Source organism: Brachybacterium paraconglomeratum, from assembly GCF_039541415.1.
GTDB lineage: Bacteria > Actinomycetota > Actinomycetes > Actinomycetales > Dermabacteraceae > Brachybacterium > Brachybacterium paraconglomeratum_A.
On record NZ_BAABGE010000002.1, the window covers coordinates 486,761 to 511,873 of the forward strand.

A 25,113-nucleotide genomic window follows, 5' to 3' on the forward strand; every position below is an offset into this window, starting at 1 on the left:
CCTACGAGGGGGCGGACGGTTCCGCGCGCACCACCGGTGCACGGCCTCCCAGTATGAGCACGACCTTCCGGCCGACGGAACTCTCTGGCGTGGAAGCACACAGGGTGTGCACGTCCCGTGCGGTCCTGCTCACACCTCGCGGTCGGCCTGCTCCCGGCTGGCCCACCAGGCGCGGAGCTCCTCGATCGCGCGCTCCTCGCCCAGGGGGCCGTGCTCCATGCGCAGCTCGAGCAGGTGCTGGTAGGCCTCGCCCACCACCCGGCCCGGGGGCAGGTCCAGGATCTGCATGATCCGGTTCCCGTCCAGGTCAGGGCGGATCTTCCCGATCTCCTCCTGGGTCGCGAGGTGGTCGATGCGAGCTTCGAGCTCGTCATAGGCGAGGGCGAGGGAACGGGCCTTGCGTCGGTTGCGGGTGGTGACGTCGGCGCGGGTGAGGCGATGCAGCTGAGGCAGCAGGTCGCCGGCATCGGTCACATAGCGGCGCACGGCGGAGTCGGTCCAGGGCGACTCGACATAGCCGTGGAAGCGCAGGTGCAGCTCCACCAGGCGGGCGACCTTCTTGGTGGTGTCCTTGTCGAAGGTCAGCGTGCGCATCCGCTTCGAGGTCATCTTCGCGCCCACCGTCTCGTGGAAGCGGAAGGTGACCACGCCTCCCTCCTCGAAGCGACGGGTGGCGGGCTTGCCCACGTCGTGCATCAGCGCGGCCAGGCGCAGCACCAGATCAGGGCGTTCGCTGGGGCCGCCGGAACCGGCCGGGGACTCGAGGTCGATCGCCTGGTCGAGCACCATCAGGGTGTGCTGATAGACGTCCTTGTGGTGGTGATGCTCATCGATCTCGAGCTGGAGGGCAGGCAGCTCCGGAAGCACGTGGGCGGCCAGGCCCAGCTCGGTCAGCAGCTCGAGCCCACCGCGCGGGTGGGCGCCCAGCATGAGCTTGACCAGCTCTTCGCGCACCCGCTCGGCGGAGACGATCGTGATCCGCTCGGCGAGCTGCTCGATCGCGTCGGCCGTGGCGTCCTCGATCCGGAACCCGAGCTGGGAGACGAAGCGCACCGCGCGCATCATCCGCAGCGGGTCATCGCTGAAGGACTGCGCCGGGGTGACGGGGGTGCGCAGCAGGGTGCGGGCGAGGTCGCCGAGCCCGTCGAAGGGGTCCACCAGCTCGAGGGAGGGAAGACGCACCGCCATCGCGTTGACGGTGAAGTCCCGGCGGGACAGGTCACCCTCGAGGGTGTCGCCGTACTGCACCTGCGGCTTGCGGCTGGTGGGGTCGTAGGTCTCGGTGCGATAGGTGGTGATCTCGACCTTCACCCCGTCGCGCACCCCGCCGAGGGTCCCGAACTCGCGGCCCATGTCCCAGATCGCGCCCTCGCGCGTCCAGCCGCGCAGGATCGCCTCGGTGTCGTCAGGGCGGGCAGAGGTCGTGAAGTCCAGGTCGGCGCTCGAGCGTCCCAGCACCGCGTCCCGCACCGGGCCGCCCACCAGGGCGAGCTCGTGCCCGGCCGCCTCGAACAGCCGGCCCAGCTCATGGATCTCCTCGGGCAGCGCCCGGAACATGGAGGCCGCTCGGGTACGGGCGGTCTCGAGGCGCGCGGCGGTCTCGTCGACGAAGTCGGTCACGGGAGGTCCTGTCCTGGTGCGGGGGCGGTTCGGCGCTGCCGGGCGGCGGCGTGCACCTGCAGGCCCCTACGGTAGCGGCCGCTTACAGTGTCACCATGCCGTCGTTCCCGCCGTCCGTGCGCCCGGTGCTCGCGGCGCTGCTGACGGCACTGGTCGTGGCCTCATCAGTGCTGGTGAGCGGCTCGGCGACCCTGCTTCCTGCCGCGCATGCCGCACCCGCGGCGCCGCCGGAGACGAGCGCGGAGTCCGCGGTGAGCATGGATCTCGTCTCGCTCACCCCCACCTCCCTCGCGCCCGGGGGGACTCTCGAGGCGCAGGTCGAGGTGACCAACACCTCCTCCGAACCGCTCTCCTCCCTCTCCCTCGATCTGCGCACCCGCAGCGCTCGGGTGACGGATCGCGGTGTGCTGGCCGAGTGGCAGTCCGACACCTCCCCGGATACCTCCGGGGCCGTGCTCGCCAGCTCACCTGCTCATCCGCAGCTGGCCCCCGGCGAATCGACCATGCTCTCCGTGCAGATCGCCGCCGAGGAGCTGAACTACTCCGCAGAGCCCTATTTCTGGGGCACCCGGCGGATCTCGCTCACCGTCACCTCGGAGGAGCAGCCGCTCGGCACCCTGCGCACCTTCGTGGTGTGGCGACCCGCGGACGCCACCGACACCATCACCCAGTCGGTGCTGCTGCCGCTCGCCGCGGAGGACGCCTCCGCTCCGGTGGTCGATCCGGAAGCGTTCGCGAGGTCCTCCGAGTCGGGCCGGCTCGCGTCGGTGCGGGATCTCGCCCCGCGCGAGGACGTGGACTGGTGGATCGATCCGGCGCTGCTGGACCCGCCGCAGCTGCCCGTCGACGACGGGGCCGACGAGGAGACGCCCCTCGGCCCGGTGCGCGAGTACGCGCCCGATCCGCGCTCGGCCGAGCTCGCCGCCCTGCTCCAGGAGTCCGTCGGGGAGCGGACCGTGCTGGCCCTGCCCTACGCCCAGGCGGATCCGGTCAGCCTGCACCAGGCGGGAGCCGACCGGCTCGCCGGGGTGGCTCATGACCACGGAGATCAGGTCTGGCAGGAGAGCGGGATCGTCCCCCGCGCAGCGGCCCTGCCGGTGGACGGCTCCGTCGCGGATCCCGCGCAGCTCGACGCCGTGCTCGCTGCGGGCGGCACCGCCGTCGTCGTCCCCGCGAGCTCGCTGCGGGAGTCCCTGAGCTCCACCGTCACCCCGAGCTCGGTCGGGACCTACGAATCTGCCAGCACCCCCGGCTCCCAGCTCCAGCTGCTCGCCCCCGACCCTGCGCTCTCGGCCGAGTTCTCTCTGCTCACCGAGGGGTCTGATGCGGAGCAGACCCAGCAGCGGCTGCTCGCGGAGACCGCGACGATCGCCTCCGAGTACGCCAGCGCGCCGCGCCACCTGCTGATCTCCCCCTCGGCGGACTCCGTGCTGGACCCGGCCGCGGCCGGCGCCGCACTGGATGCCCTGGCGGAGGCTCCCTGGATCGAGCCCGGCCGTACCGGCGACCTGCTCGCCGCCGCAGACCAGCAGGAATGGACCACGGACCCGCGCAGCGAGGGCGAGCAGCTGTATGCCCTGGGACGCATCGCCCCCGAGGAGGTGCACCCCAGCGGACCCACCGGGAGCGGACACTGGGGCACGCTGGAGGAGGCGGCGGAGCCGGAGCTGCTCGACCCCGCAGCGCTCCTCGAGCTCGATACCGCCTGGGAGCAGGTGGACACGCTCGCCGCGGCGATGGATGACGACTCCCCGCTGGATGCGCCGCGGCTCGAGATCCTGGCCGGCACGTCGATGCGCTGGCGCGGCGAATCCGAGATCCCGGCGGCCCGCGCCGAGCATGCCTCCGCCCGCGCCGCGCAGCTCCGGGACCGCATCGAGGTGGTCCCCGCCTCGGGGTACAACGTCATCTCCGACGCAGCGACCGTCCCGATCACCATCAGCAACACCCTGGACACGCCGATCACGGTGCGCATCGAAGTCACCTCCGACAGCCGGCTGGTGAAGATCGGTGAGACGAAGGTGGTGGAGGTCCCCGCGCGGGGACAGATCGACGCCGCCGTGAACGTCGAAGCGATCGCGAACGGCACCGTCACCCTCACCACCGTGCTCACCACGGAGGACGGCCGCCCCCTCACCGTCCCGGTCGACGTTCCCCTCACGGTCAACCCCTCCTGGGAGAACCGGACCACCCTGCTGCTGGTGATCGCCATGGGCCTGCTGGTCGTCGTAGGAGTCGCCCGGGCCCGCCGCATCGGGTCCTCGACCCGGGCACCGGCCATCCGCGGCCCTGAAGATCCGGTGGAGCTCTCCCGCTCCGGCCGCTCCACGCTCGACCCCCGCGCCGCCGAGGAGCCCCGGTCGTCCGAAGCGGGCGCCGGCGGAGATCCCGCCGCGAGACCAGACCCAGACTGCCCGGACCCAGACAGCACTGCCCCAGCCCCGAGCGAGGAGGACCCCCGATGAGCACCACCCGCCGCGTTCAGCACGTCCCTCGCCACCGCCGCCACGGCACCCCCTCCAGCCGTTCGACCCTGCTGCGGGCCAGCGTGCTGATGGCCGCCGGATCGATGGTCTCCCGCCTGCTCGGCTTCGTGCGGAACTTCATGTTCGGCATGATCCTGAGCGGCTCGATGTCCGCGGCGGCCAACGCCTACAGCGCTGCGAACACGCTCCCCAACACCATCTGGCTGCTGGTGGGCGGCGGCACCCTGAACGCGATCCTGGTGCCCGCGATCGTGCGCGCGGTGAAGCGCCCGGACCGCGGCAGCGACTACATCTCACGCCTGATGACCCTGGTCGCCGCGGTGTCGCTCGGCATCACCGCCGTCTGTCTGATCGCGGTCCCGCTGCTGCTGACCCTGACCAGCGGCCTGCTGCCCCCCGCGACCTATGCGCTCGCGGTGCAGATGGGCTACTGGATGATGCCGCAGATCTTCTTCTCGGCGCTGTACGTGATGTGCGGCCAGCTGCTGAACGCGCACGACTCCTTCGGGCCGTACCAGTGGGCGCCGGTGGTCAACAACCTCATCGGCATCCTCGGTGCCGCCCTGTTCCTGGGGCTGTGGGGCACCATCGGCGACCCCAGCCAGTGGACGATGTCGATGATCGTGGCGATCGCCGTGATCAACGTGGGCGGCTCGGCCGCACAGGTGCTGTTCCTGTTCTGGTACGTCAAGAAGCTCGACCTGCGCCTGCGCCCGAAGTGGGGCCTGCGCGGACTGGGCCTGGGCAAGCTCAGCCGGATCGGGCTGTGGTCGCTCGCGATGCTGGGGCTCGGACAGCTCGGCATCTGGGCCTCCCGCTGGGCCACCGGCGGCGCTGTGCGGATGACGGAGCAGTATCAGGACCAGCCGGAGCTCGCCGCCCGCTATCCAGCGCTGCTGACCATGGAGTGGGCCTACCTGGCGTTCATGATCCCGCAGGGCATCATCGCGGTCACCCTGGTCACGGCCGCCTTCCCCGCGATCTCCCGACATGCTGCCGAGGCGGACCACGCCGGTGCGCTGGCCCGCTACGCCGAGACCAACCGGATGCTCGCGGTCCCGATGATGCTGTGCACCGCGGTGTTCATCGCCCTGGCCGGGCCGATCATGTGGGTGATCGGCGGTGGCACCGGCGAGATCGGGGCCCGGGCCAACGGCACGGTGCTGGTCGCCTACATGCTCGGGCTGGTGCCCTTCGCGTCGCTCTATCTGATCAAGCGCGTGTTCTACGCCTATGAGGACGCGCGCACCCCGTTCATCGCCCAGATCCCGATCGCCGTGGTCACGGTGCTCTCGGTGCCGATCATCCTGACGATGGTCGATCCGGCCTATGCAGCGATGGCTGCGGCCGGCTCCACCAGCCTCGGCAGCCTGCTGGCCTGGCTGCTGGGCATGTGGCAGCTGCGCCGCCTCGCGGCCCGGCACGAGACGCTCCCGCCGAGCGCGGCCTCCGGGGCGCTGATGTTCGGGAAGCTCGCGGCGGCCGCCGTGGTGAGCTGGGCCCTCGGCACTGCACTGGTGCAGCTGGCAGGCGATCTGTTCTGGACCCACCGGGCCGTCGCCGTGCTGCTGGGGGCGCTGGTCGGCGGCGTGATGGTGGTGGTGTTCACCGCGGTTGCCTACCTGCTGCGTGTGCCGGAGGTGCGCCAGCTGGTCGACGCCGTGCAGCGCCGATTGCGCCGGGTCACCACCCGCCGCGGGACGGTGGGCTCGTAACATGGTCGATGCACCTGACGGGCACACCCCCGCCGGACGACGAGAAGGACGAGCCGTGAACACGAATACAGAGCCGGACACATTGCGGTCCCGGTGGACGCTGGAGGGCACGATCCCTCTGTCCGGCGTCGCCGAGGGCGCCTCCTGGCGTCGCGCCCGATCGGTGGCGACCGGTCAGGACGTGGTCCTGTTCATCGTGCACGGGGACACCGCGCTGGAAGCCGCCGACGCGGTGCGCCGCGCCTATCTCGTCGAGGATCCGCATCTGCTGCCCGTCCAGGAGATCGTGGTGCTCGACGATCCGCGGGAGACCTCCCCGGACCAGCCCGCCTCCGGGGAAGCGCAGGGGCCGACGACGGTGGTGGAGTATCTGCTGCCCCCCGCCCCGCCGCTCGCTGCGCTGCTGGCTCGTGGTCCGCTGCATCCGGAGACCGCCCGCGCGATCATCGGTGAAGCGGCGACCGGGCTCGAGGTCGCACGTCGACGCGGAGTGCGTCATCAGCTGATCGATTCCAACCGGGTGTTCGTCGACACCCGCTCGGGTGCCGTGCTGATCCTCGGGATCGGGGTGGAGGCCGCCACCCATACGGGCCTGGATCGGTCTCGTGAGGTCGCCTCCTTCCAGGACACCGCCGCCCTGGTCTCGCTGCTGTACCGGGCGCTCACCGGCCGCAGTCCGCAGCACGACGCCCAGGGGAACGTGCCCCGGCCCTCCACCGTGGTGGACACCGAGATCCCCCAGGACCTGGACCTGCTGTGCGACCTGGTGCTGAATGAATCGGCCGACGAGATCCCCGAGACCACTCGCGGGCTGATCGAGGCGCTCGAGCCATGGCAGTCCATCCCGGTGACCCTCGAGGCGTATCCGCGCCAGGCAGCGCAGGAGCCTTCGACTGCTGCGGGTGACGCTGCAGTGGAGGGCTCTGGGGTGGAAGACGCTGCGGTGGAAGACGCTGCATTGGAGGACTCTGCGGTGGAGGATTCTTCGTCTCCTGCCGCCTCTGCTGAGGAGACCGGCGAGGGTGATGAGGAGCTGCTGGAGAGCACCGCGCTGATGCAGGCAGTGCCGGGGGAGGAATCGCCCGACGAGGACACCCTCGCCCAGGCCCCCGCTGCACGCCCAGACAGCGCAACAGGCGCAGGTCTCGCAGGCATCGCGGGGACTGCGGGCGCCGCCGGGGCAGCTGCTGGCGCGGCAGGCATCGCGGCGGCGACCGCCGAGCCAGAAGAATCTAGCTCCGGTCGGGACGCCGGCGTCGCTGATGCCACTGACGCCACTGACGCCACTGACGCCACTGACGCAGCGGACACCCACTCCACTTCCCCCTCCACCAGCTCCGCTTCCGAGGAGGGGGCGCCCACCGGGGACACCTCACCCACGGTGTCGGATGCAGAGGCAGAAGCGAGAGAAGAGGAGGCCCGGCGGGACGCTGAGGCCAAGGCCGAGGAAGCCCGCCGCACCTCCTCCGAGGCGAAGGCTCTGGTGACGGAGCTGCACCTCGACGAGAAGCGCACCAGCAGCCCGTTCCCGGGTCGTATGGAGATCACCCCACCGGCACAGCCACAGGCCAGTCCGGACCAGGCTGCCGACGAGCCGTCGGCCCCCGTTGCCGGCGCCGCGGTTGCCGGCACCACCGCGGCAGCCGTGCTGCCAGCTCGCGCGTCCGGTACGCACTGGCCGCTGGCCCATGACGCGGAGCAGGGTGAAGGGGCGGCGCTCGCCCCGTCGCAGTCTCCGGACGGCTCCGCCGTGCGAGCGCAGCCTCCCGCTGCCGTGCCGTCGGAGCTCAGCCGCGCCACCACCCCCGACCAGTCCGTGCCGACCCCCTCGCAGCCTGTCGAGCACAGCCCTGAGGACCACTCGACCACTGCGGTCCCGGTCGTCGGCCGCGCCGCACCGATCGCACCGGTTACCGAGCAGGGCCCGATCGTGATCCATGGCCGTGATCACTCTCAGTTCGATGAGGCCCCCGAGGAGAGCACGGCACCGTTCGGCCGCAGCTCCCTGCTGCGAGATGTGGTCGGGGTGGCGGTCGACGCCGACGCACCGGAGACCTTCACGATGGGCCCCCGCGATAAGGAGAAGCGCTCCCTGCAATCGCAGTGGATCATCATCGGCGGTGCCATCGTGGTGATGGTCGCGCTGGTCATCGCACTCACCTCGATCACTCGCGACCTCAGCTCGATCCTGGACGACCCGCTGGCCACCTCAGCACCCGCAGAGGAGGCCCCCAGCGCCGAGCAGACCGGGGAAGCTCCGGTCGAGCCGACCGCCGACGCGACCGAGGATCCCGCCCTGCCCGCACCTGAAGTCGCCGGCGTCGAGCTCTTCGCCGAGGGAAGCGATCGGGAGCCGGACCATACCGACCAGCAGGAGCGGCTCACCGACGGCGACCCCTCGACGTTCTGGTCCACGAAGCACTACGGAAGCCCCGCCTACGGAGGGCTGAAGGACGGTGTCGGCATCCGATTGGACTTCGCCGAGCCTTCCACCCTCACTGCAGTGAACGTCACCACCGCGCTCAACAACGGCGGCACGATCGAGCTGCGGGCCGTGAACGAGGACGGCTCCCTGGGAGATGTGCTCTCGACCGGCGAGCTCGCCGGAGACGGGGAGGTCCGACTCGAGACTCCTGAACCCCTCGAGGCCGAACGTGTCGCCCTCTGGATCACAGAACTGCCCCCGGACAGCAACGAATCCGGACGGTTCCGCGCCCGCATTGCAGAGATCCAGGTCGAATGACCTCGCGCTTCCCCCGTCGTCCTTCCCCCCGCAGGGGGAAGGCTGACGGGCCACGCCTGGTCACAGCCCTGGGCATCCCGATCCCTCTGCTGCTGGTCGCCCTGCTGATCGCAGGGCTGCTGGGAGTACAGCTCGCCGGCGCGCTCGAGCGAGCCACCACCAGCGGTTCCTACTCTGCGTCGACGCCGGTCGACTCTCTCTCCGGGAGCGGGAAGAATTCGGCGGGTGTTCCCGTTATTACGGAGACGACGCTCGGCACAGAGGTGCAACGTCTGGTCGATACCGGCACCATCCAGCCCATGACGAGCTTCGATGCAGCACAGTGTCTGCAAGAACAGGGGATCCCGGAATCGATCCTGATCATGGAGGAGGTCGCATGGGGCGGAGAGGAGACCCCGAGCTGGCTGCTCGTGCACGGGCCGATGGACCGCGAGACCTTGCGCGCCAACGGCGGAACCGTCTCGGCCACGGTGGTGCTCTCCTCCTGCGGCACCTCCGGCGACGATGAGACATCCCAGGAGAACCGGCTCTGGACCGGTGACGTGAAGATCGGCTCCCTCTGACCTCCTCCCCGGAGAGTCCACGACCCACCCACTGCGCACTACTCGAGGGCGGTACCCCCGCCCACCACCTACGACCGTTCCCATGGAAGGACACCCCATGACGCAGCCCATTCAGGCCCTCAACATCCTCGGCGGCTCCCCGCTGTCCACGCAGCCGGCCACCGCCCCCTCCGCAGAGACCGCGCAGGACGACACCGTCCACGAGGTCGTCATCGTCGGCTCCGGCCCGGCCGGATACACCGCCGCCATCTACACCGCCCGCGCCGAGATGAAGCCGATCGTGATCGCCGGTGCCCTCGACGCGGGCGGCGCGCTGATGACGACCACGGACGTCGAGAACTTCCCCGGCTTCCCGACCGGAGTCCAGGGCCCGGAGCTGATGACGAACCTGCAGGAACAGGCAGAGCGCTTCGGGGCCGAGGTGATCTATGACGACGCCGTGCAGCTCGAGCTGGAGGGTGAGATCAAGACCGTCACGCTCGACGATGGCACCGTCTACCGCGCGAAGTCCCTGATCATCACCACAGGCTCCGAGTACCGGAAGCTCGGGGTCGACGGCGAAGAAGCGCTTTCCGGCAAGGGTGTGAGCTGGTGCGCGACCTGCGACGGCTTCTTCTTCAAGGATCAGGAGATCGTGGTCGTCGGCGGCGGAGACAGCGCCGTCGAAGAAGCCACCTTCCTCACCCGTTTCGGCAAGTCCGTCACCCTGGTGCACCGCCGCGATGAGCTGCGCGCTTCGAAGATCATGGCCCGTCGCGCTGAGGCTGATCCGAAGCTGAAGTTCGAGTGGAACAGCGAACTGGTGAGCATCAACGGTGCGAACAAGGTCGAGTCCGTGACGCTGCGAGACACGGTCACCGGCCAGGAGCGGGAGCTCGAGACCTCCGCCGTGTTCGAAGCGATCGGGCACCTTCCCCGTACCGCTCTGGTGCGCGGAAAGCTTGAGCTCGATGCCGAGGGCTACATCGTCTGCCAGGGCCGCAGTACCTTGACCTCCATCCCCGGCGTCTTCGCGGCGGGAGACGTCGTGGACCACACATACCGCCAGGCGATCACTGCCGCGGGGACCGGATGCCAAGCGGCGCTGGACGCGGAGCGCTGGCTCGCAGACACCGCAGCCGCCGCACACGTCGAAGAGGCTCTGGCAGCCGCTGCCAGCAAGTGACCCAGCTGCCTCCCGAGACCACCACCGATGCCTCTATCGCGCCGGTGGTGGTCTTGGTGAGCGCACCGTGGGCGGGACCGTCCCGACCGGCGCCCACCGTGCTCAGAGAGCTCGGCCGGCGATGGGGGTCGAGAGTCCTCACGCTTCTCGTCGAGGACCCCGAGGATGAGGTTCTTCAGCAGTGGGAGGTCGACGTGCTGCCCACCTGGCTCAGATTCCGTCACGGCGTTCCTGCGGCATCCCAGGAGGGCACAGAAGGCCTGCTGACCGTGCCGTCCTTGAGCGGCCAGGCGCCGACCGGGGAGCGGCTGGTTCTGAATGGTCCATGGACACTGACGCGCCGACGTTCCGGCGCTCTTGCCAAGCACGACGTGGAGAGCGAGTTCGGGCCAGATTCGACCCACTGATCGGAATCGGGCGATCGAGTTGTGCTGCTGTCAAATCACCTAGGACGGTACGCGCTGACGTGCACCGTCTGCGTTATGCACACGGTTATCCACAACGCTATCCACACTCGCGTACAGGTAAATCCACATGGTTATCCACAATTGGGTGTGGACAGCGTGTGGGGCCACAGCCTGAGGCTGATCCTCTTAAAAGTGTCCTTGACCTGCAATGATGCTCTAGCTTGCGGGATGTGGATGGGCTTGAGTTCCACGTGACTTTGCACATGCCGCGGCCTCCGCAGAGTATTTGTACACGTGTCCGTTTCTAGTTTTCCACAATGTTACGCACAGTGTGTATGGCGGGCACGTTCTTGCTGCGGCTGGACTGCACCGTACCGCAACACACTGATGCCTTTCGGCGCCCATGGCCCGATAAGCGACTTTCGAGGGCTCGACGCCTCTCCGCTCATCGCTCTGTGAACTGCACTCAAGGGGATCCACCTAGAACCTGCATCTCGCGCATAGAACGACAATGTCACCTAGGTTGCGGCAGCGGGGATGAGCATCGTGACGCTCCACTCCCGAGCTGCCCATAGATACTCCGCATCTCGAGGTTCCTCGTGAAACACTCAGTGATCGCCGGTCCGGAGCTGAGGCCCGCGCTCCGCACTACATCGAAGTTTCACAAGGAACGCGGCTTGTCCCGCCCGGAGGTGCAGCTATCGGATGCTATTCGGCACACGTGGGTTGAGAGCAGCGCCCATTCCTCTCCCTCAGGAACCATCCTCGCGTTCTGGGAGTTCCACGTGGAACGAGCAGAGCATCGAAAGCTGCTGACTCGGACTAGCGGTGACGGGGCGCATCAGCTCGGTCAGAATCCAGAGCGCTCGAACTCCGTTGCGCCAGACCTGTGCTGCTGGATCTCTCGCGGATGTTTCACGTCAAACGTCAGCGAGGAGCATGCACGGATCCATCAACATGACGAGAGCGAATCAAAGTGACGAGAGTGGCGTGGGCGCCGACAGCGAAGTCCGAGTTTCACGGGAAACGTACCCAGGAAGCAGGGCTGTCAGTCGTCGCTCCGAGGGATTCGTGACCTTCCCACATCCGATTCCAACCTCCGCGCCATCTGTTGATGGCCGGCTTCCTCCGCAACCACTTTCGACGCCGGCCCCCCAGGGACCGTCCACAGAGGCAGCCACAGGCGCAACCCAAATTCGTGGTCGTTGTCATGGTCGCAGTCCAGTGGTCGCAGCTCAAGTGCGCAGCTCGACTCAAGGAGCGAGCGCTCTCGCACATGTTTCACGAGAAACTCATCGGCACGGGAGGTCTCTGTGGGACCGGGACTGTCGTGTCTGGACAGATTGCGGATTCATACGCCAGCCACCACTGGAAGTACACCGGCAATATTTCCGGGAGCGCGGGTGCCCAGCTCCGGACGACATAGAGCCCACACGGACTCCCGTTGCACATGTGGGTTCCCGAGTTTCACGGGGAACACTTTCCTGGGAGGCAGCTAGACAGCATCTCCGGGAAGACATCCTCATTTCTATGGAGAGAGCCAGGTGCATCGCGGTACCACTTCGTCCCTCCTGACAGAGGGAAGTGGCCCGTAGATCCGCACGGCGGAGTCGATGTTTCACGGGGAACATCAACCCCTCGAGATCTGTAGGTGGGCGGAAGTGAGTACTTGGCGGCGGCCAGCTTCAACGCAGCACCTCGTCCAACTCGCTGAGGGTGTGGGACAGGATTCACGTGAAACGTGGATGTGTCGAGTTTGGGCTCGTACGGAGAAGACAAAAGCTCTATGAGTGCCTAGAACGAGCCCTAGCCGGCTCCTCTCTCAAGAGGACTCGCTACTAGCACGCTCTATTCATTGACTACCCGAGCATCGCCACCCACAGAGAGCGGAGTTTCACGTAGAACACCGCAAAGTTGGTAGTACTCACATAGGAAACGCCGTGGAGAGCGACGTCCCGCTCACGCTGTAGGCCTTCGCTCCGTCCTCTGCAGGACACATGTGGTGGCTATCCACTTCGTGCACTGGGCCTCTCATGGTTCACGTGAAACACGCGATCCCACACTGCACCACCCAGACTCCGGAAAGACCAGCGGGCGGGCCAATTCTGCTGCTGCCCCCACCCTGTGATGTTCGAAGTTTCACGTGCACCGCCATATCGGCGCCAATGACCGTCTCTTCACCGCAACGAATGTCGGTCACTCAGAGGAGGTCGGGCGCAGCGTTGCATGTTTCTCGTGAAACAGCGCCGGGAGGAGAGGTGCGGGAGGTGCTGGTGCTGGAGGAGGGGCTGCATCCACGGCTCCTCGATTGACGTCGCATTCGAGGCTGAGAGAAGCACAAACGGCATAAGCAGGCTCTATCCACATACCTGTACACATCGGTGGATAACTTCGGCCGGGGACGGGGAATGGACTTATGAGAAGGGCATCACGCCAGGTCACGACGACTACACGGAAGCGCACGGCAGATCACCTGACGTGTGATCCAAGCCACACACGCTGATGATCATGACGTGCACAGACTGTTCGTCATCTCAGAAGTGGGCACTGCCGCCACGTCGCCCGAGCCGCTCCACCCCACCGATACGCATCGCGGGACGCCTCTCGCAGGAGGCACCGAAGCCCCAGTTCGTCGGTGCAGCTCCCCACGACGCGTGCCGCGCCCTATACACGGGTTTCACGCGCCGGCGGGCGCCGCAGAGCAAGGGAGGGGCCCGCACTGGTGCGGGCCCCTCCCTTACTCTGCGTAGTCCGGGTCAGTCCCGGCTGCTGGGTTCACCCTCAGGCAGGGGGATGTCCAATCCCATGTTCTCGACCAAACGTTCCAGATCCTCGAGAGTGCTGAACTCGAGGGTGATCCGCCCCTTGCGCTTGCCCACATCGATGCGGACCGGCGCTTCGAGTCGGTTGGACAGACGGCTGGTGAGGTCCACGACGTGCGGGTCGTACGTCGTGCGACGAACAGTCCGGGTACCGGTCTCCTGACCGCCCCGCGCGACCAGGCGTTCGACCGCCCGCACCGACAGACCTTCCTGAACGATGCGCTGAGCGAGTTCCTCCATCAACGTCGGGTTGTCGAGGGAGAGAAGCGCACGAGCATGGCCAGCACTGATCGCACCGCTGGCAAGCCGGCGCTGCACCAGCGCGGGGAGCCGGAGAAGTCGCAGGGTGTTCGTGATCTGAGGCCGTGAGCGACCGATGCGCTCACCGAGCTCATCCTGCGTGCACCCGAAGTCCTCGAGGAGCTGCTGGTACGCGTTCGCCTCTTCGAGGGGGTTCAGCTGCGTGCGGTGAAGGTTCTCCAGGAGAGCATCGCGCAGCAGGTCATCGTCACTGGTCTCGCGGATGATCGCCGGAATGGCGAGAAGTCCGGCACGGCGAGCGGCACGCCAACGACGCTCGCCCATGACCAGCTCGAACGACTCGCCGTCTTCGGTGACGGGGATCGGACGCACCACGACCGGCTGCAGCACGCCGACCTCACGGAGCGAGTAGGCGAGCTCATCGAGCTCGTCGTCATCGAACATGGTGCGGGGGTTGCGCGGATTCTCCCGCACCTCATGGATCGGGATCTCCGCGAACTCGGCGCCGGGAACACTCACGAGTCCGCGAGTGCCGGAGAGCCCTGCGGGTGACTCCGTGCCCGTCTGCTCGTCCTGCGGAGCGCTGTCCTGCGCAGCTGCGAGCGACGCAGAGAGTTCCGTCGGCCCCTTGGGATCATCCGTGGGCTGTGCGGGAGCTGCCGTGGCTGTTTCCGATGCGGAAACGTCCGGTGCGGGAGCTTCCGATGCTGCGGTGGCGTCATCCTGGAAATCTGGAACCGTCTGCGGCTCTGGAGCCGTCGCGGAGGCCTCAGGCTTCGTCGGGGTCGACGCCACCGTCTCGACGTCAACGACCGGACTGTCCTCGCTCTGGCTCTGCCCAACGCGCGGCGAGTCCGGAGTGATCTCAGCCGGCTGCGCGGTCGCGCGCGACGGACCGCTGGCCTTCGCGTCAGAAGGCCCTGCTGCCGTGCTCTGGGAGGCAGGTTTGGTGGCCGCAGCGCCCTGGGCAGCTGTGCTCTTGGTGACGGCTTCCTTCGCAGGCGCCGCCTTCGCCGGAGCCGTCTTCGCCGAAGCTGCCTTCACAGGTGCCTTCTTCGCAGGGGCTCTCTTTGCAGGCGCCGCCTTCGTAGGCGCCTTCTTCACGGGGGCCTTCTTCGCGGTCCCGCTCGTGGAGGTGCCGCGGGTGCCCCGCGCCGGGGCTGCCGCGTCCCTCGCTTCGCTGTCCTTCTCTTCGCCGGCCCGTTCAGAAGCCGAGGAGACAGCGCCAGCACGCGCGGAACTGGATCCGTTGGTGCGGCCACGTCTCTCAGCTGCCGCACGTGCCATGCCGGCCGCCAGATCATGGGCACCGGCACTTCCCCGCTGCGGACGGTCGCTCTCGCCGACCTTCTCCCCGGAGAAGAACATGTCCACCGGACGAGGTGAGCTGGAGCGTCCCTCGGTCGCGTCGGACGGGCGCGTGCGCGTACGAAGCTCCTGCTCAGGCGCAGGCGTCGAACCGGCACCCGGAATCAGGGCGCCGAGTCCTCGACCGAGTCCTCGCTTCTGCGTCATGGCCGTAGTCCTTCCAAGAAATATCGTCGCCATCGGAATGTCGACCCGGTGTACGCGCGTCGTCGCAGCGTGGCCAGGTCAGGGGAAATCAAGGGGCAGGGCGGGTGTTGAGCTCATGCGCGGCCGCCCGGTAGGCGAGTGCCCCGCTGGAGCTCGGATCGTAGGTCAGCACGGTCTGGCCGTAGCTCGGGGCCTCGGAGATCCTCACCGACCTCGGGATGCTGGTCTCCAGGGTCTGGTCCGGGAAGTGATCGCGCACATCCTGGGCGACCTGCGCCGCCAGGCGGGTGCGGGCGTCGTACATGGTGATCATGATCGTGGAGACCACCAGCTCCGGGTTCAGATGCTGACGGATCAGGTCGATGTTGTTCAGCAGCAGCGAGAGACCCTCGAGGGCGTAGTACTCCGCCTGGATCGGGATCATCACCTCGCGCGCTGCCACCAGAGCGTTCACGGTCAGCAGGCCCAGCGAGGGAGGACAGTCGATGAGGACATAATCCAGCCGCTCGAGCCCCTGCTGATCACGGTCCTCCAAGAGATCGCGGATCGCGTTGCGCAGCCGGGTCTCGCGCGCCACGAGGGAGACCAGCTCGATCTCCGCGCCCGAGAGGTTGATCGTGGCCGGTGCGCAGAACAGGCGGTCCATGTCCGGGACCGGCTGGATCACGTCGCTCAGCGGAGCGGACTCCACCAGCACCTCGTACATGCTGGGGACCTCGGCGTGATGATCGATGCTCAGCGCGGTCGAGGTGTTCCCCTGCGGGTCCGCATCGATGACCAGCACGTTCAGGCCACCCATCGACAGCGCCGCCGCCACGTTGACCGTGGTCGAGGTCTTCCCCACCCCGCCCTTCTGGTTCGCCACCGTGATGACACGAGTGTTCTGGGGACGGGCGAAGTCGATACCTTCGAGCTTCTTCCTGCGGGCATGATCCCGGGTGAGCTCACGCATCAACGGGGTATCTTCCATCGCGCCTCGCCCCGGGGAGGAGTCCTCGCGCTTTTCAGCCACGTGCGTCTCCCTTCCTGGTCGCCTTCGCACGGCGACGCACTTGGACCACTGTAGTGGGAACCTCGACCTCGCCCACGCCGTACTGGGAGATGACGGGATCAACACCGCCGAGCTTGGTGAGGACCTTCTGCGCGTTCTCCACCTCATCCACCGCCGAGGAGCCCTTCATGGCCAGCAGCATCCCGTCCTCGGCCACCAGCGGCAGTGTCCACCGGGCGAGCTTGTCCAGAGCAGCGACGGCTCGTGCGGTCACCACCTCGAAGGTGCGCACTCCGTGCAGCTCCTCCGCCCGTGATCGCACCACTTCGAAGCCCAGACCCAGCTCGGCGTTGACCTCTTCGAGCCAGGTGGCGCGGCGCTGCATCGTCTCCACCAGCGTGACCTGCAGGTCCGGTCGGGCGATCGCGATCACGACACCGGGCAGGCCAGCTCCGGAACCGATGTCGGCCAGGGTGGTGGCGTGCGGTGCCGCACTGTCGATCGCATCGACCATCAGTGCACAGTTGAGCAGGTGCCGTTCCCACAGACGGTCCACCTCGCGCGGACCGATCAGCCCGCGCTCCGGTCCCTGCTCGGCGAGCAGGGCGACGAAGCGCTCCGCCAGCTCGAGACGATCCGCGAAGAGACGCTCGGCTGTCGGCCGGAGGGAGTCGGGAAGGGGCTGCACGGGATACCTCAGGATGCCGGGTAGATCACGACGTGACGGTTCTTGCCGTCCCCATCGGATTCCGAGCGCAGACCCTCTCGCTTGGCCACGTCATGGACGACCTTGCGCTCGAAGGGGTTCATCGCTCGCATCGGGACCGGTGCACCGGATTCCTTGGCCTCGGCGATCGCGGTCGCCGCGAGGCCCTCGAGGCTGTCCTTGTGCTCGGCCCGGAAACCTCCGATATCGAGCATGAGACGCGAACGGTTTCCGGTCCGAGTCTGCACGGCCAGCCGCGTGAGCTCCTGCAGAGCGTCGAGCAGCTCGCCCTTGGGACGGTTCAGGCGGGCCAGCTTGTCCGCTCCGGCGATCTCCACCGACGCCCGATCGCCGTCGACGTCGATGTCGATGTCGCCGTCGAGATCAGCGATGTCCAGCAGCTCCTCGAGGTAATCGGCGGCGATGTCGCCCTCCTCCTCGAGCCGGCGCATCCGCTCCTCGGTGGTCTCGACGACCGCCTCGGGGTCCTCCTCGGCGCCACCGTTCTCCGCGAGCTCGTCGGGCTTCGGGGTCGCTTCGCCGTCCGTGGACTCGTCGTCCTTCAGGGTCGCGCTGCCAGCAGCCGTGTCCTCGGTGGAGGCGGGCTCTGCCGGAGCGGTCTGGTCGGTGACCTCCGCGTCGGCTGCCTTCTCATCGGTAGCAGCCTCGAGCGGAGCTGCCGAGGTCTCAGCGCCCTCCTCGGTCACAGGAGCATCAGCGATGGGGTCATTCAGGTTCATGAGGAGTCCTCCGGGAATGCGGGATGTGGGGGTGCTCCCCGGGAGCGGCTGTGCTCCCGGGGGCGAGGTCACTTCTTACGCTTCTTCTTGGCGCCCTTGTTCAGGGCGTTCGAGCCCTGCGCGGGAGGTGTGGGCGTCTCGCCAGCGGCCTCCTGCGCCTTCCGACGCTCCTCGGTGGCCTGGGCGCGCAGCGCTCGAGCGCGCTCGAGCTTCTCCTCATCGGAGAGCTTCTTGCCGCTCTTGCCCTTCGCAGGCTGCACCCGGATCGGCGCCTCGACCTCCGGCTCGGCGGAGATCTTCTTGGGCGGGGTGAAGTCCAGGGGCTCGAGGCCCTTCTTCTCCCGCTTGGCATTGATGCGCGCATGCTTGGCCTTCTCGGCCTCGGTGCCGGGAGTAGGCGCTGCCTGGATCACGATGAACTGCTGGCAGAAGGTCCACACGTTGGTGGTGAGCCAGTAGATGAGCACGCCGATCGGCATGCCCGGCCCCGTGATCACGTAGATGAACGGCAGCATGTACAGCATCATCTTCTGCGTGCTGGCCATCGGGCCCTCGAGGGCCGCCTTGGGCATGTTCTTCATGGTCAGCGACTTCTGGGTGAAGAAGGTGACCGCGGACATGCAGGCGATGATCAGGCCGGCGATGATCTTGGTGGTGATGCCGCCATCGCCCGAGTTCAGGAAGCTGTCCGCGATGGTGACGTTGCCGAGGATCGTGGCGGTGCTCGCACTCTCAGCCAGCTGCTGGGTGAGTGGCCCGAAGCCGTCGCTGCCCTGCGCGGCGGCATCGGGCAGCTTGTTGTAGAGCACCCGGAACAGGCCGAAGAAGATCGGCATCTGCAGCAGCACCGGCAGGCACGAGGAGAACGGGCTGGCCCCGGCGTCCTTGTAGAGAGCCATGGTCTCGTTCGCCATCTTCTGGCGGGAGTCCGGGTCCGTCTTGCCCTTGTACTTCTTCTGGACGGCCTGGAGCTCCGGGGAGACCATCTGCATCGCCCGGGAGGCGCGGATCTGGCGCACGAACAGCGGGATGATCAGCGTTCGGATCACGACGGTGAGGCCAACGATCGACAGCACCCAGGTGATGCCGGCGTCTTCGTCCATGAACACGGACAGCAGCGCATGGAACTTCACCATGAGCCACGCGACGGCCCACTCGATGGGATACAGGGGGTTCATCGGCCTGGTCTTCCTGCCGCACGGATGCGCATGACGTTCATGCGAGGTGTCGGCTGTGGTCGGGAGTCTTGGACAAGAGTAGGCCCTACTGGGCTGGGAGCCTCAGGCGGCGTGGATTCCTCCACATGCCGGGGGCGGGGACCGGGTCGAGGCCCCCATGGGTGAAGGGATTGCACCGCAGGATCCGCCAGCTGGTGAGCAGCGTTCCCTTCACCGCGCCGTGCACTCGCAGGGCGTCCATGCCGTACTGAGAGCACACCGGATCGTAGCGACAGGCGGGCGGCGTGTAGGGAGAGATGCCCACCTGATATCCGCGCACCGGCAGCATCAGCAGCCAGCGCGGCAGGCGGAGGAGGGAGCGCATCCCGCGTTCCCTGCTCATCGTGCGTTCTCCAGGCGCCGGGCGAGCTTGCGCTCGGCGGCGGCGAGAGCGGAGTCCACGTCGTCCTTCAGGGAGGTGAACTCCTGGTTCTCGATGCCGGGAAGAGTCCTCAGCACGATCGCCGACCCCGCCGGCAGCGTCGCGAAATGCGGGCGGACGATCTCCCGCAGCCGCCGGGTGACGCGGTTGCGCACCACGGCGTTGCCGACCTTCTTGGACACGACAAATCCCACGCGGGGTGCTTCATCGCCCTGCGTCAGCAGGGCGAGATGCACGACCACGTGGGATCGGGCGCTGCGCACACCACCGCGGGTGACCGCTCGGAACTCATCACCGGAATGCAGCCGGTGGCTGGACCAGCTCACGGTGTCACGAGGTGCGCGCCGGGGTTCGCCTCGACGAGCTGTCTCAGGCAGAGAGCTCGGTGCGGCCCTTGGAACGGCGGGCGTTCAGGATGGCGCGGCCTGCACGGGTGCTCATGCGTGCACGGAAGCCGTGCTTCTTGGCGCGGCGACGGTTGTTCGGCTGGAACGTGCGCTTGCTCATGGTTCTCCTCGATCGTGGGCACGGATCATGCCCTCGCGGTGGTCTCTATGTCTGCTGCACGAACGGGAAGTCCGGGCGCACCCGCCGAGGCGGGGCGGCTGCCGAGGTCCGATCCGATGCCGGAGTGGGCCCGCAGTGGATCCGGGAACCGTATCGGGACGGCGCGCAGCGCTGACTGCACGATGTTAGGCGCGGGGGTGCGTGGGGTCAACGGCTGGAGCCCTCAGAAGCCCGGTTGTGGCCAGATTCTCACTTGGCACCGGCGTTTCGCGACGGTCGGGCCCGTGGGAGGTGTCTCCCGTCGCGGTGGCCCCGATTTTCCGGTTGTCCACATTCTTGATCCACAATACAGGCGCTATTGTGGAAAACTGTCCCGACCGCCCGCTCGACCTATAGGGAGAGACCTGATGAACGAGGCGAATGCCGACGCGATCTGGGAGCGCACGCTCCAGACCCTGCGCCGCGACGACACCGTGTCCCAGCGGGTCATCGCCCTGCTCACGCTCTCCCGGCTGATGGCCGTGGTGGCGGACACTGCGCTGGTCGCAGCGCCTTCGACCTCTGCGAAGGAGCTGTTCGAGCACCGGGTCGCCGGATCTCTCAAGGCTGCCCTCAGCGAGGCGACCGGACGCGACATCCGCTTCGCCGTGACGGTCGACGAGTCCCTGCTGCTCGAGGAAGCCCCGGAGCAGCCGCCGTTCTCGCCGCTGACCTCCTCCACCACCGGCGGTAGTGCACATTTTGTGGACAGAGATGTGGACAACTCTTCCCAGGATGTCCACAGCGCACCCTTCCGCCGCAACGAGGGCTCGGTCCTTCCCTCCTCCGAGCAGGTCGGCCGGCCGGCTCTGCCCAGCAGCAGCTCGGCGAGCTCTGCCGGTCATTCCGCCGCCGCGGACCGTTTCGCGACTCATCCGGGCTATCGCGGACGCGCCGCCGACGACCCCAGCGCCTACTCCGGCCTCACCGGCCCCTCAGCCCCTTCTCCGGGACCAGCGCCGCGTCGTCCCACCCGCAGCGGCGCCTCGCGGATGGGCGAGGATTCCCGGCTGAACAGCAAGTACACCTTCGACACCTTCGTGATCGGGGCCTCGAATCGGTTTGCACAGGCTGCGGCGTCAGCGGTCTCGGAGACGCCCGCCAAGGCGTACAACCCCCTGTTCATCTACGGCGGCTCGGGGCTGGGCAAGACTCACTTGCTGCATGCCGTGGGCCACTACGCCCAGAGCCTCTATCCCGAAGTGACGGTGCGCTACGTCAACTCCGAGGAGTTCACGAACGACTTCATCAACTCCGTGCAGTCCGGTCAGTTCGGCAAGGCCCAGGAGTTCCAGAGCCGGTACCGGGACATCGACATCCTGCTGATCGATGACATCCAGTTCCTGCAGCGTGCGCCGGAGACCATGGAGGCGTTCTTCCACACCTTCAACACGCTGTACAACTCGGACAAGCAGATCGTGATCACTTCCGACCTGCCGCCCAAGGAGCTCGGCGGGTTCGAGGACCGCATGCGCTCGCGCTTCGAGATGGGGCTGATGACCGATGTGCAGCCACCGGACCTCGAGACCAGGATCGCGATCCTGCGCAAGAAGGTCGCCCAGGAGAACACCGGTGAAGTGCCCCGCGATGTGCTCGAGTACATCGCCTCGCACATCGCCACCAACATCCGAGAGCTCGAGGGTGCGCTGATCCGCGTGCAGGCGCTGCACTCCCTCTCGCGGCAGCCGATGGACGTCGCCCTCGCCGAGACCGTGTTGAAGGATCTGCTCTCCCACGATGACGGTGCCCAGATCACCGCGTCGACGATCATCGCCCAGACGTCGACCTATTTCGGGCTGTCCGTCGAGGAGATCGTGGGGACAGGCCGGTCCCGTCGCCTCGTCTCTGCGCGGCAGATCGGCATGTACCTGTGCCGAGAGCTCACCGATATGCCGCTGATCCGCATCGGCGACGAGTTCGGTGGTCGCGACCACACCACTGTGATGCACGCGAACAAGAAGATCAGCGAGCTGATGAAGGAGCGTCGGGCGATCTTCAACCAGGTCACCGAGCTCACAGCTCGGATCAAGAGCTCGAGCTCCGCTTCCCGTCAGTGACAGGGACCAGTGGCGCTGCGGCGTCACACGGCGGGTATCTGAACGACAGAAGAACAGAGCAGGTCAGCACGGGGTTCTCCCCAATTGTGGATAACTCTGTGGAAACTGTGGAACGACAACTCTCCACGCAGGAGCCGATGTGCACGGGAGAATGACAAGAACTTCTGGAGACAGCACCTCCATGCACAGCCGACGCACGCTGCGCTCAGACTCCTCAACGATCTGTCCACGCGAGGCGAGATCGTAGTGACCTGCAGTGATGACGGTTATCCACTGGATCCACAGTCGTGAAGAAGAGGAATGTAAGTACTTGCTCGGCGGGGATGTGGATGGGGAGGGCTGCGGGGGAACGACCGCAGAGCATGTGATTCCAGGTGCCAGGGAACGACAGGGAGCTGTGACCGGAAGGGGTCGGATCCCAGGGGACAGAACGTGAAGAGCGCCCGCGGAGTGCCCTCGCAGATGCGAGCACCACGGCTGAAGCGGGGTCCGGTGGCTCTGGAAGTCAAGGATCATGACCGGTGTGTCGGCGGGAGTCCTCAGGAACCGATACGCTGTGCTCCGTTCGCCTGCGGCACTTGACGCAGGCGAGCTGATTCCGTCATTCGACCACTGCGAAGGAGTGGCAACGGTGAAGTTCCACCTCGATCGCGGCGTCCTCGGCGACGCCGTCTCCTGGGCCACCCGTACCCTCCCCGTCCGTCCGGCGATGCCGATCCTGCAAGGGGTGCGGATCATTGCTGAAGCCGGCGGTGAACTGCAGTTCTCGACCTTCGACTACGAGGTCAGCGCGCAGATCCGGCTCGAAGCAGAGATCGAGCAGCCCGGTGAGGTGCTCGTCCAGGGCCGGATGCTCTCCGACATCGTCCGGGCCCTGCCCAACAAGGACGTCTCCATCGCTCTCGAGGGGACCAAGCTCCAGGTCCGCTGCGGCAGCGCCCGCTTCGCTCTGGCGACTCTTCCGGTCGAGGAGTACCCGCAGCTGCCGAGCATGCCCCCGGTGGCCGGCTCCGTCGCAGCTGATGTCTTCGCCGAGGCGATCTCTCAGGTCACCGTGGCGGCGTCGAAGGACGACACGCTCCCGCTGCTGACCGGCGTGAAGGTCGAGATCTCCGGCGAGACGATGACGCTGATGTCCACTGACCGCTACCGCCTGGCGCTGCGCGAGCTGACCTGGAACCCCTCGACCCCCGGCACCGAGCTCACCGCCCTGGTCCGCGGCCGCACGCTCCACGAGGTGGCCCGCTCGCTCTCCACCGGCGGCAGCGTCGAGATCGCCCTGTCCGATGACTCCTCGGCGAACCTCATCGGCTTCGAGGCCGGCGGTCGTCGCACCACGTCCACGCTGGTCGACGGCGATTACCCGCCCGTGCGACGCCTGTTCCCGGACACCTCGGCGATCACCGCTGTGGTCTCCACCGGCGCCCTGATCGACGCGGTCAAGCGCGTCTCCCTGGTCGCCGAGCGGAACACCCCGGTGCGGCTGTCCTTCACCGAGGGCCAGGTCGCCCTCGAAGCCGGAGCGGGCGATGATGCGCAGGCCAGTGAGGTGCTCGAGGCACATCTCGAGGGCGAGGACCTGGTCGTCGGCTTCAACTCCGGCTTCCTGCTCGACGGCCTCGGCGCCCTGGGCAGCGAGTTCGCCCGGCTCACCTTCACCGACTCGATCAAGCCCTCGGTGATGACCGGTCAGGACTCCCTCGAAGGCGAGCCCGATACCTCATACAAGTACCTGATCATGCCGATGCGGATCTGAGGGAGGCAGTGCTCCCTCCGTGCAGCTGACTTCGCTCGATCTCACCGATTACCGCTCCTACCAGCGGCTCTCTCTGACGATTCTGCCCGGCATCACCGTGCTGGTGGGGCAGAACGGACAGGGCAAGACCAATATCGTCGAGGCCCTGTGGTATCTCGCGACTCTGTCGAGTCATCGGGTCTCGCACGATGCCGCCCTGGTCTATCGCGGCGAGAGCACAGCGATAATCCGAGCGAGCTTCCTGCGTGCGGGGCGTCCGCTGCAGATCGACCTCGAGATCACCCCGGGGAAGTCCAACCGGGCCCGCCGGCAGGGTCAGAACGTCTCCCGTCTGCGCGATCTGCTCGGCGAAGTGCGTGCCGTCCTCTTCGCCCCCGAGGATCTGGGCCTGGTGAAGGCAGATCCCGAAGGTCGACGCCGCTTCCTCGACGAGCTGCTGTTTCTCATCGCACCGCGCTATGCCTCGGTGAAGGCCGATTACGACCGGGTGCTCAAACAGCGCGGCAACCTGCTCAAGCAGATGCGGTCGATGCGTCGCGGTGGAAGCGGGCGCAGCGTCGGCGGGCTGGATCCCGGAGATTCCGCCGCCTCCACCCTCGAGGTCTGGGACCAGCAGCTCGCCCGCCACGGCGCGGAGCTGCTGCGAGCCCGTCTGCACCTGGTGAACCGCCTGCGCCCCCACCTCGGCTACTCGTATCTCCGGGTGGCGACCGACGAGGGTGCTGAACAGGCCCTTGATCTGCCCCCTGACCAGCGCGGAGACGTCAGCTCACCGGCGGACATCCTCTACCGTTCCGAGGTGCTCGACGAGCTCGGCACCCTTCCCGGCACTCTGCCCAGCACCCTCGAGATCCACGACCGGATGCTCGAGATGCTGACGGCCCGGCACGACGAGGAGATCGATCGCGGGGTGAGCCTCACCGGCCCGCACCGTGATGATCTGGAGATCCGGCTGCACGAGTTCCCGGCCAAGGGCTATGCGAGCCATGGCGAGTCCTGGTCGCTCGCGCTCGCGCTGCGGCTCGCCTCCTACGATCTGCTGCGGCTCGAAGAAGGCGATCTCGGCGACGGGGAGCCGATCCTGATCCTCGATGACGTGTTCAGCGAGCTCGATGCCTACCGTCGCGAGCGACTGGGCCGCATCATCACCGGTGCCTCGCAGGTGCTGATCACCACCGCCAACGACACCGACATCCCGGAGTCTCTGGATGGTGAGATCCACGTGGTCGAGGTCAGCCTGGGCGAGGCAGTGCCACGCCAGGACGGCCGTAGGCTGTGAGCGGCCCGGCAGGTGGGAGTGGCCGGACAGGTGGCGGCGGGCGCGCGGGAGGGACTGGGCGTCCTCGTCTCGCAAACCCCTATGACCTGGGCACCTGGTCCGCCGCGAGCAGACCGCAGGCAGAGCCGGAGCGCCCGCCGCG

Annotated in this window: 17 protein-coding genes; 8 read left to right on the plus strand and 9 right to left on the minus strand. The window is 67.4% G+C overall.

All coding sequences use genetic code 11. From position 1 onward, the window contains the following. Window positions 1-129 precede the first annotated feature (129 nt). Window positions 130-1,620: a CCA tRNA nucleotidyltransferase gene (locus ABD893_RS02200; RefSeq protein ID WP_425548325.1), complete on the minus strand. Its 1,491-nt coding sequence runs from the start codon at window positions 1,618-1,620 to the stop codon at window positions 130-132. Window positions 1,621-1,715: 95 nt separating this feature from the next. On the opposite strand from ABD893_RS02200, the gene ABD893_RS02205 reads away from it, so the two are divergent. The 5 genes from ABD893_RS02205 to trxB all read left to right on the plus strand — a co-directional run bounded on the left by ABD893_RS02205 (window position 1,716) and on the right by trxB (window position 10,292). Beyond that, window positions 1,716-4,085: a DUF6049 family protein gene (locus ABD893_RS02205; protein WP_345075890.1), complete on the plus strand. Its 2,370-nt coding sequence runs from the start codon at window positions 1,716-1,718 to the stop codon at window positions 4,083-4,085. Next, the gene (gene murJ / locus ABD893_RS02210) at window positions 4,082-5,821 is read left to right on the plus strand and encodes a murein biosynthesis integral membrane protein MurJ (RefSeq protein WP_345075891.1); all 1,740 of its coding nucleotides are present in this window, start codon (window positions 4,082-4,084) and stop codon (window positions 5,819-5,821) included. Before ABD893_RS02205 ends, murJ begins: the two co-directional genes overlap by 4 nt. Before the next feature lie 55 nt (window positions 5,822-5,876). After that, window positions 5,877-8,564, plus strand: coding sequence for a hypothetical protein (locus ABD893_RS02215; RefSeq protein ID WP_345075892.1), 2,688 nt, complete (start codon window positions 5,877-5,879; stop codon window positions 8,562-8,564). Next, entirely contained in the window at window positions 8,561-9,127 is a 567-nt protein-coding gene (locus tag ABD893_RS02220; protein ID WP_345075893.1) for a hypothetical protein, read from the plus strand. Before ABD893_RS02215 ends, ABD893_RS02220 begins: the two co-directional genes overlap by 4 nt. A 97-nt stretch (window positions 9,128-9,224) precedes the next feature. After that, a complete protein-coding gene (trxB, locus tag ABD893_RS02225; protein WP_345075894.1) occupies window positions 9,225-10,292 on the plus strand; it encodes a thioredoxin-disulfide reductase in 1,068 nt (355 codons plus the stop codon). A gap of 3,163 nt (window positions 10,293-13,455) precedes the next feature. Here trxB and ABD893_RS02230 read toward each other — a convergent pair. From ABD893_RS02230 to rpmH, 8 genes are all read right to left on the minus strand, one after another. Then, entirely contained in the window at window positions 13,456-14,301 is an 846-nt protein-coding gene (locus ABD893_RS02230) for a ParB/RepB/Spo0J family partition protein (RefSeq protein ID WP_345075895.1), read from the minus strand. 1,084 nt (window positions 14,302-15,385) lie between these two features. Then, window positions 15,386-16,267, minus strand: a complete 882-nt coding sequence (locus tag ABD893_RS02235) for a ParA family protein (RefSeq protein WP_425548335.1) — start codon at window positions 16,265-16,267, stop codon at window positions 15,386-15,388. Window positions 16,268-16,301: 34 nt separating this feature from the next. Continuing rightward, a complete protein-coding gene (gene rsmG / locus ABD893_RS02240; RefSeq protein WP_345075897.1) occupies window positions 16,302-16,976 on the minus strand; it encodes a 16S rRNA (guanine(527)-N(7))-methyltransferase RsmG in 675 nt (224 codons plus the stop codon). A gap of 8 nt (window positions 16,977-16,984) precedes the next feature. Next, window positions 16,985-17,734, minus strand: a complete 750-nt coding sequence (locus tag ABD893_RS02245; protein ID WP_345075898.1) for a Jag family protein — start codon at window positions 17,732-17,734, stop codon at window positions 16,985-16,987. A gap of 68 nt (window positions 17,735-17,802) precedes the next feature. Then, complete coding sequence (gene yidC / locus ABD893_RS02250; protein WP_345075899.1) at window positions 17,803-18,912, minus strand: membrane protein insertase YidC; 1,110 nt, start codon at window positions 18,910-18,912, stop codon at window positions 17,803-17,805. 85 nt (window positions 18,913-18,997) lie between these two features. Continuing rightward, window positions 18,998-19,294: a membrane protein insertion efficiency factor YidD gene (yidD, locus tag ABD893_RS02255; RefSeq protein WP_345075900.1), complete on the minus strand. Its 297-nt coding sequence runs from the start codon at window positions 19,292-19,294 to the stop codon at window positions 18,998-19,000. Continuing rightward, window positions 19,291-19,659, minus strand: a complete 369-nt coding sequence (rnpA, locus tag ABD893_RS02260) for a ribonuclease P protein component (protein ID WP_345075901.1) — start codon at window positions 19,657-19,659, stop codon at window positions 19,291-19,293. The genes yidD and rnpA overlap by 4 nt, the downstream gene beginning before the upstream one ends. Window positions 19,660-19,702: 43 nt before the next feature. Then, window positions 19,703-19,840 carry a 50S ribosomal protein L34 gene (gene rpmH, locus ABD893_RS02265; RefSeq protein ID WP_345075902.1) on the minus strand — a complete coding sequence of 46 codons (138 nt, stop codon included), beginning with the start codon at window positions 19,838-19,840 and terminating at the stop codon, window positions 19,703-19,705. Window positions 19,841-20,247: 407 nt separating this feature from the next. Here rpmH and dnaA point away from each other — a divergent pair, with 407 nt between their 5' ends. From dnaA to recF, 3 genes are all read left to right on the plus strand, one after another. Further along, a complete protein-coding gene (gene dnaA / locus ABD893_RS02270) occupies window positions 20,248-21,936 on the plus strand; it encodes a chromosomal replication initiator protein DnaA (RefSeq protein ID WP_345075903.1) in 1,689 nt (562 codons plus the stop codon). A 631-nt stretch (window positions 21,937-22,567) separates the two neighbouring features. After that, complete coding sequence (dnaN, locus tag ABD893_RS02275; protein WP_345075904.1) at window positions 22,568-23,692, plus strand: DNA polymerase III subunit beta; 1,125 nt, start codon at window positions 22,568-22,570, stop codon at window positions 23,690-23,692. Window positions 23,693-23,711: 19 nt separating this feature from the next. Further along, window positions 23,712-24,971, plus strand: coding sequence for a DNA replication/repair protein RecF (gene recF / locus ABD893_RS02280; protein WP_345075905.1), 1,260 nt, complete (start codon window positions 23,712-23,714; stop codon window positions 24,969-24,971). The last annotated feature ends 142 nt before the right edge of the window (window positions 24,972-25,113 follow it).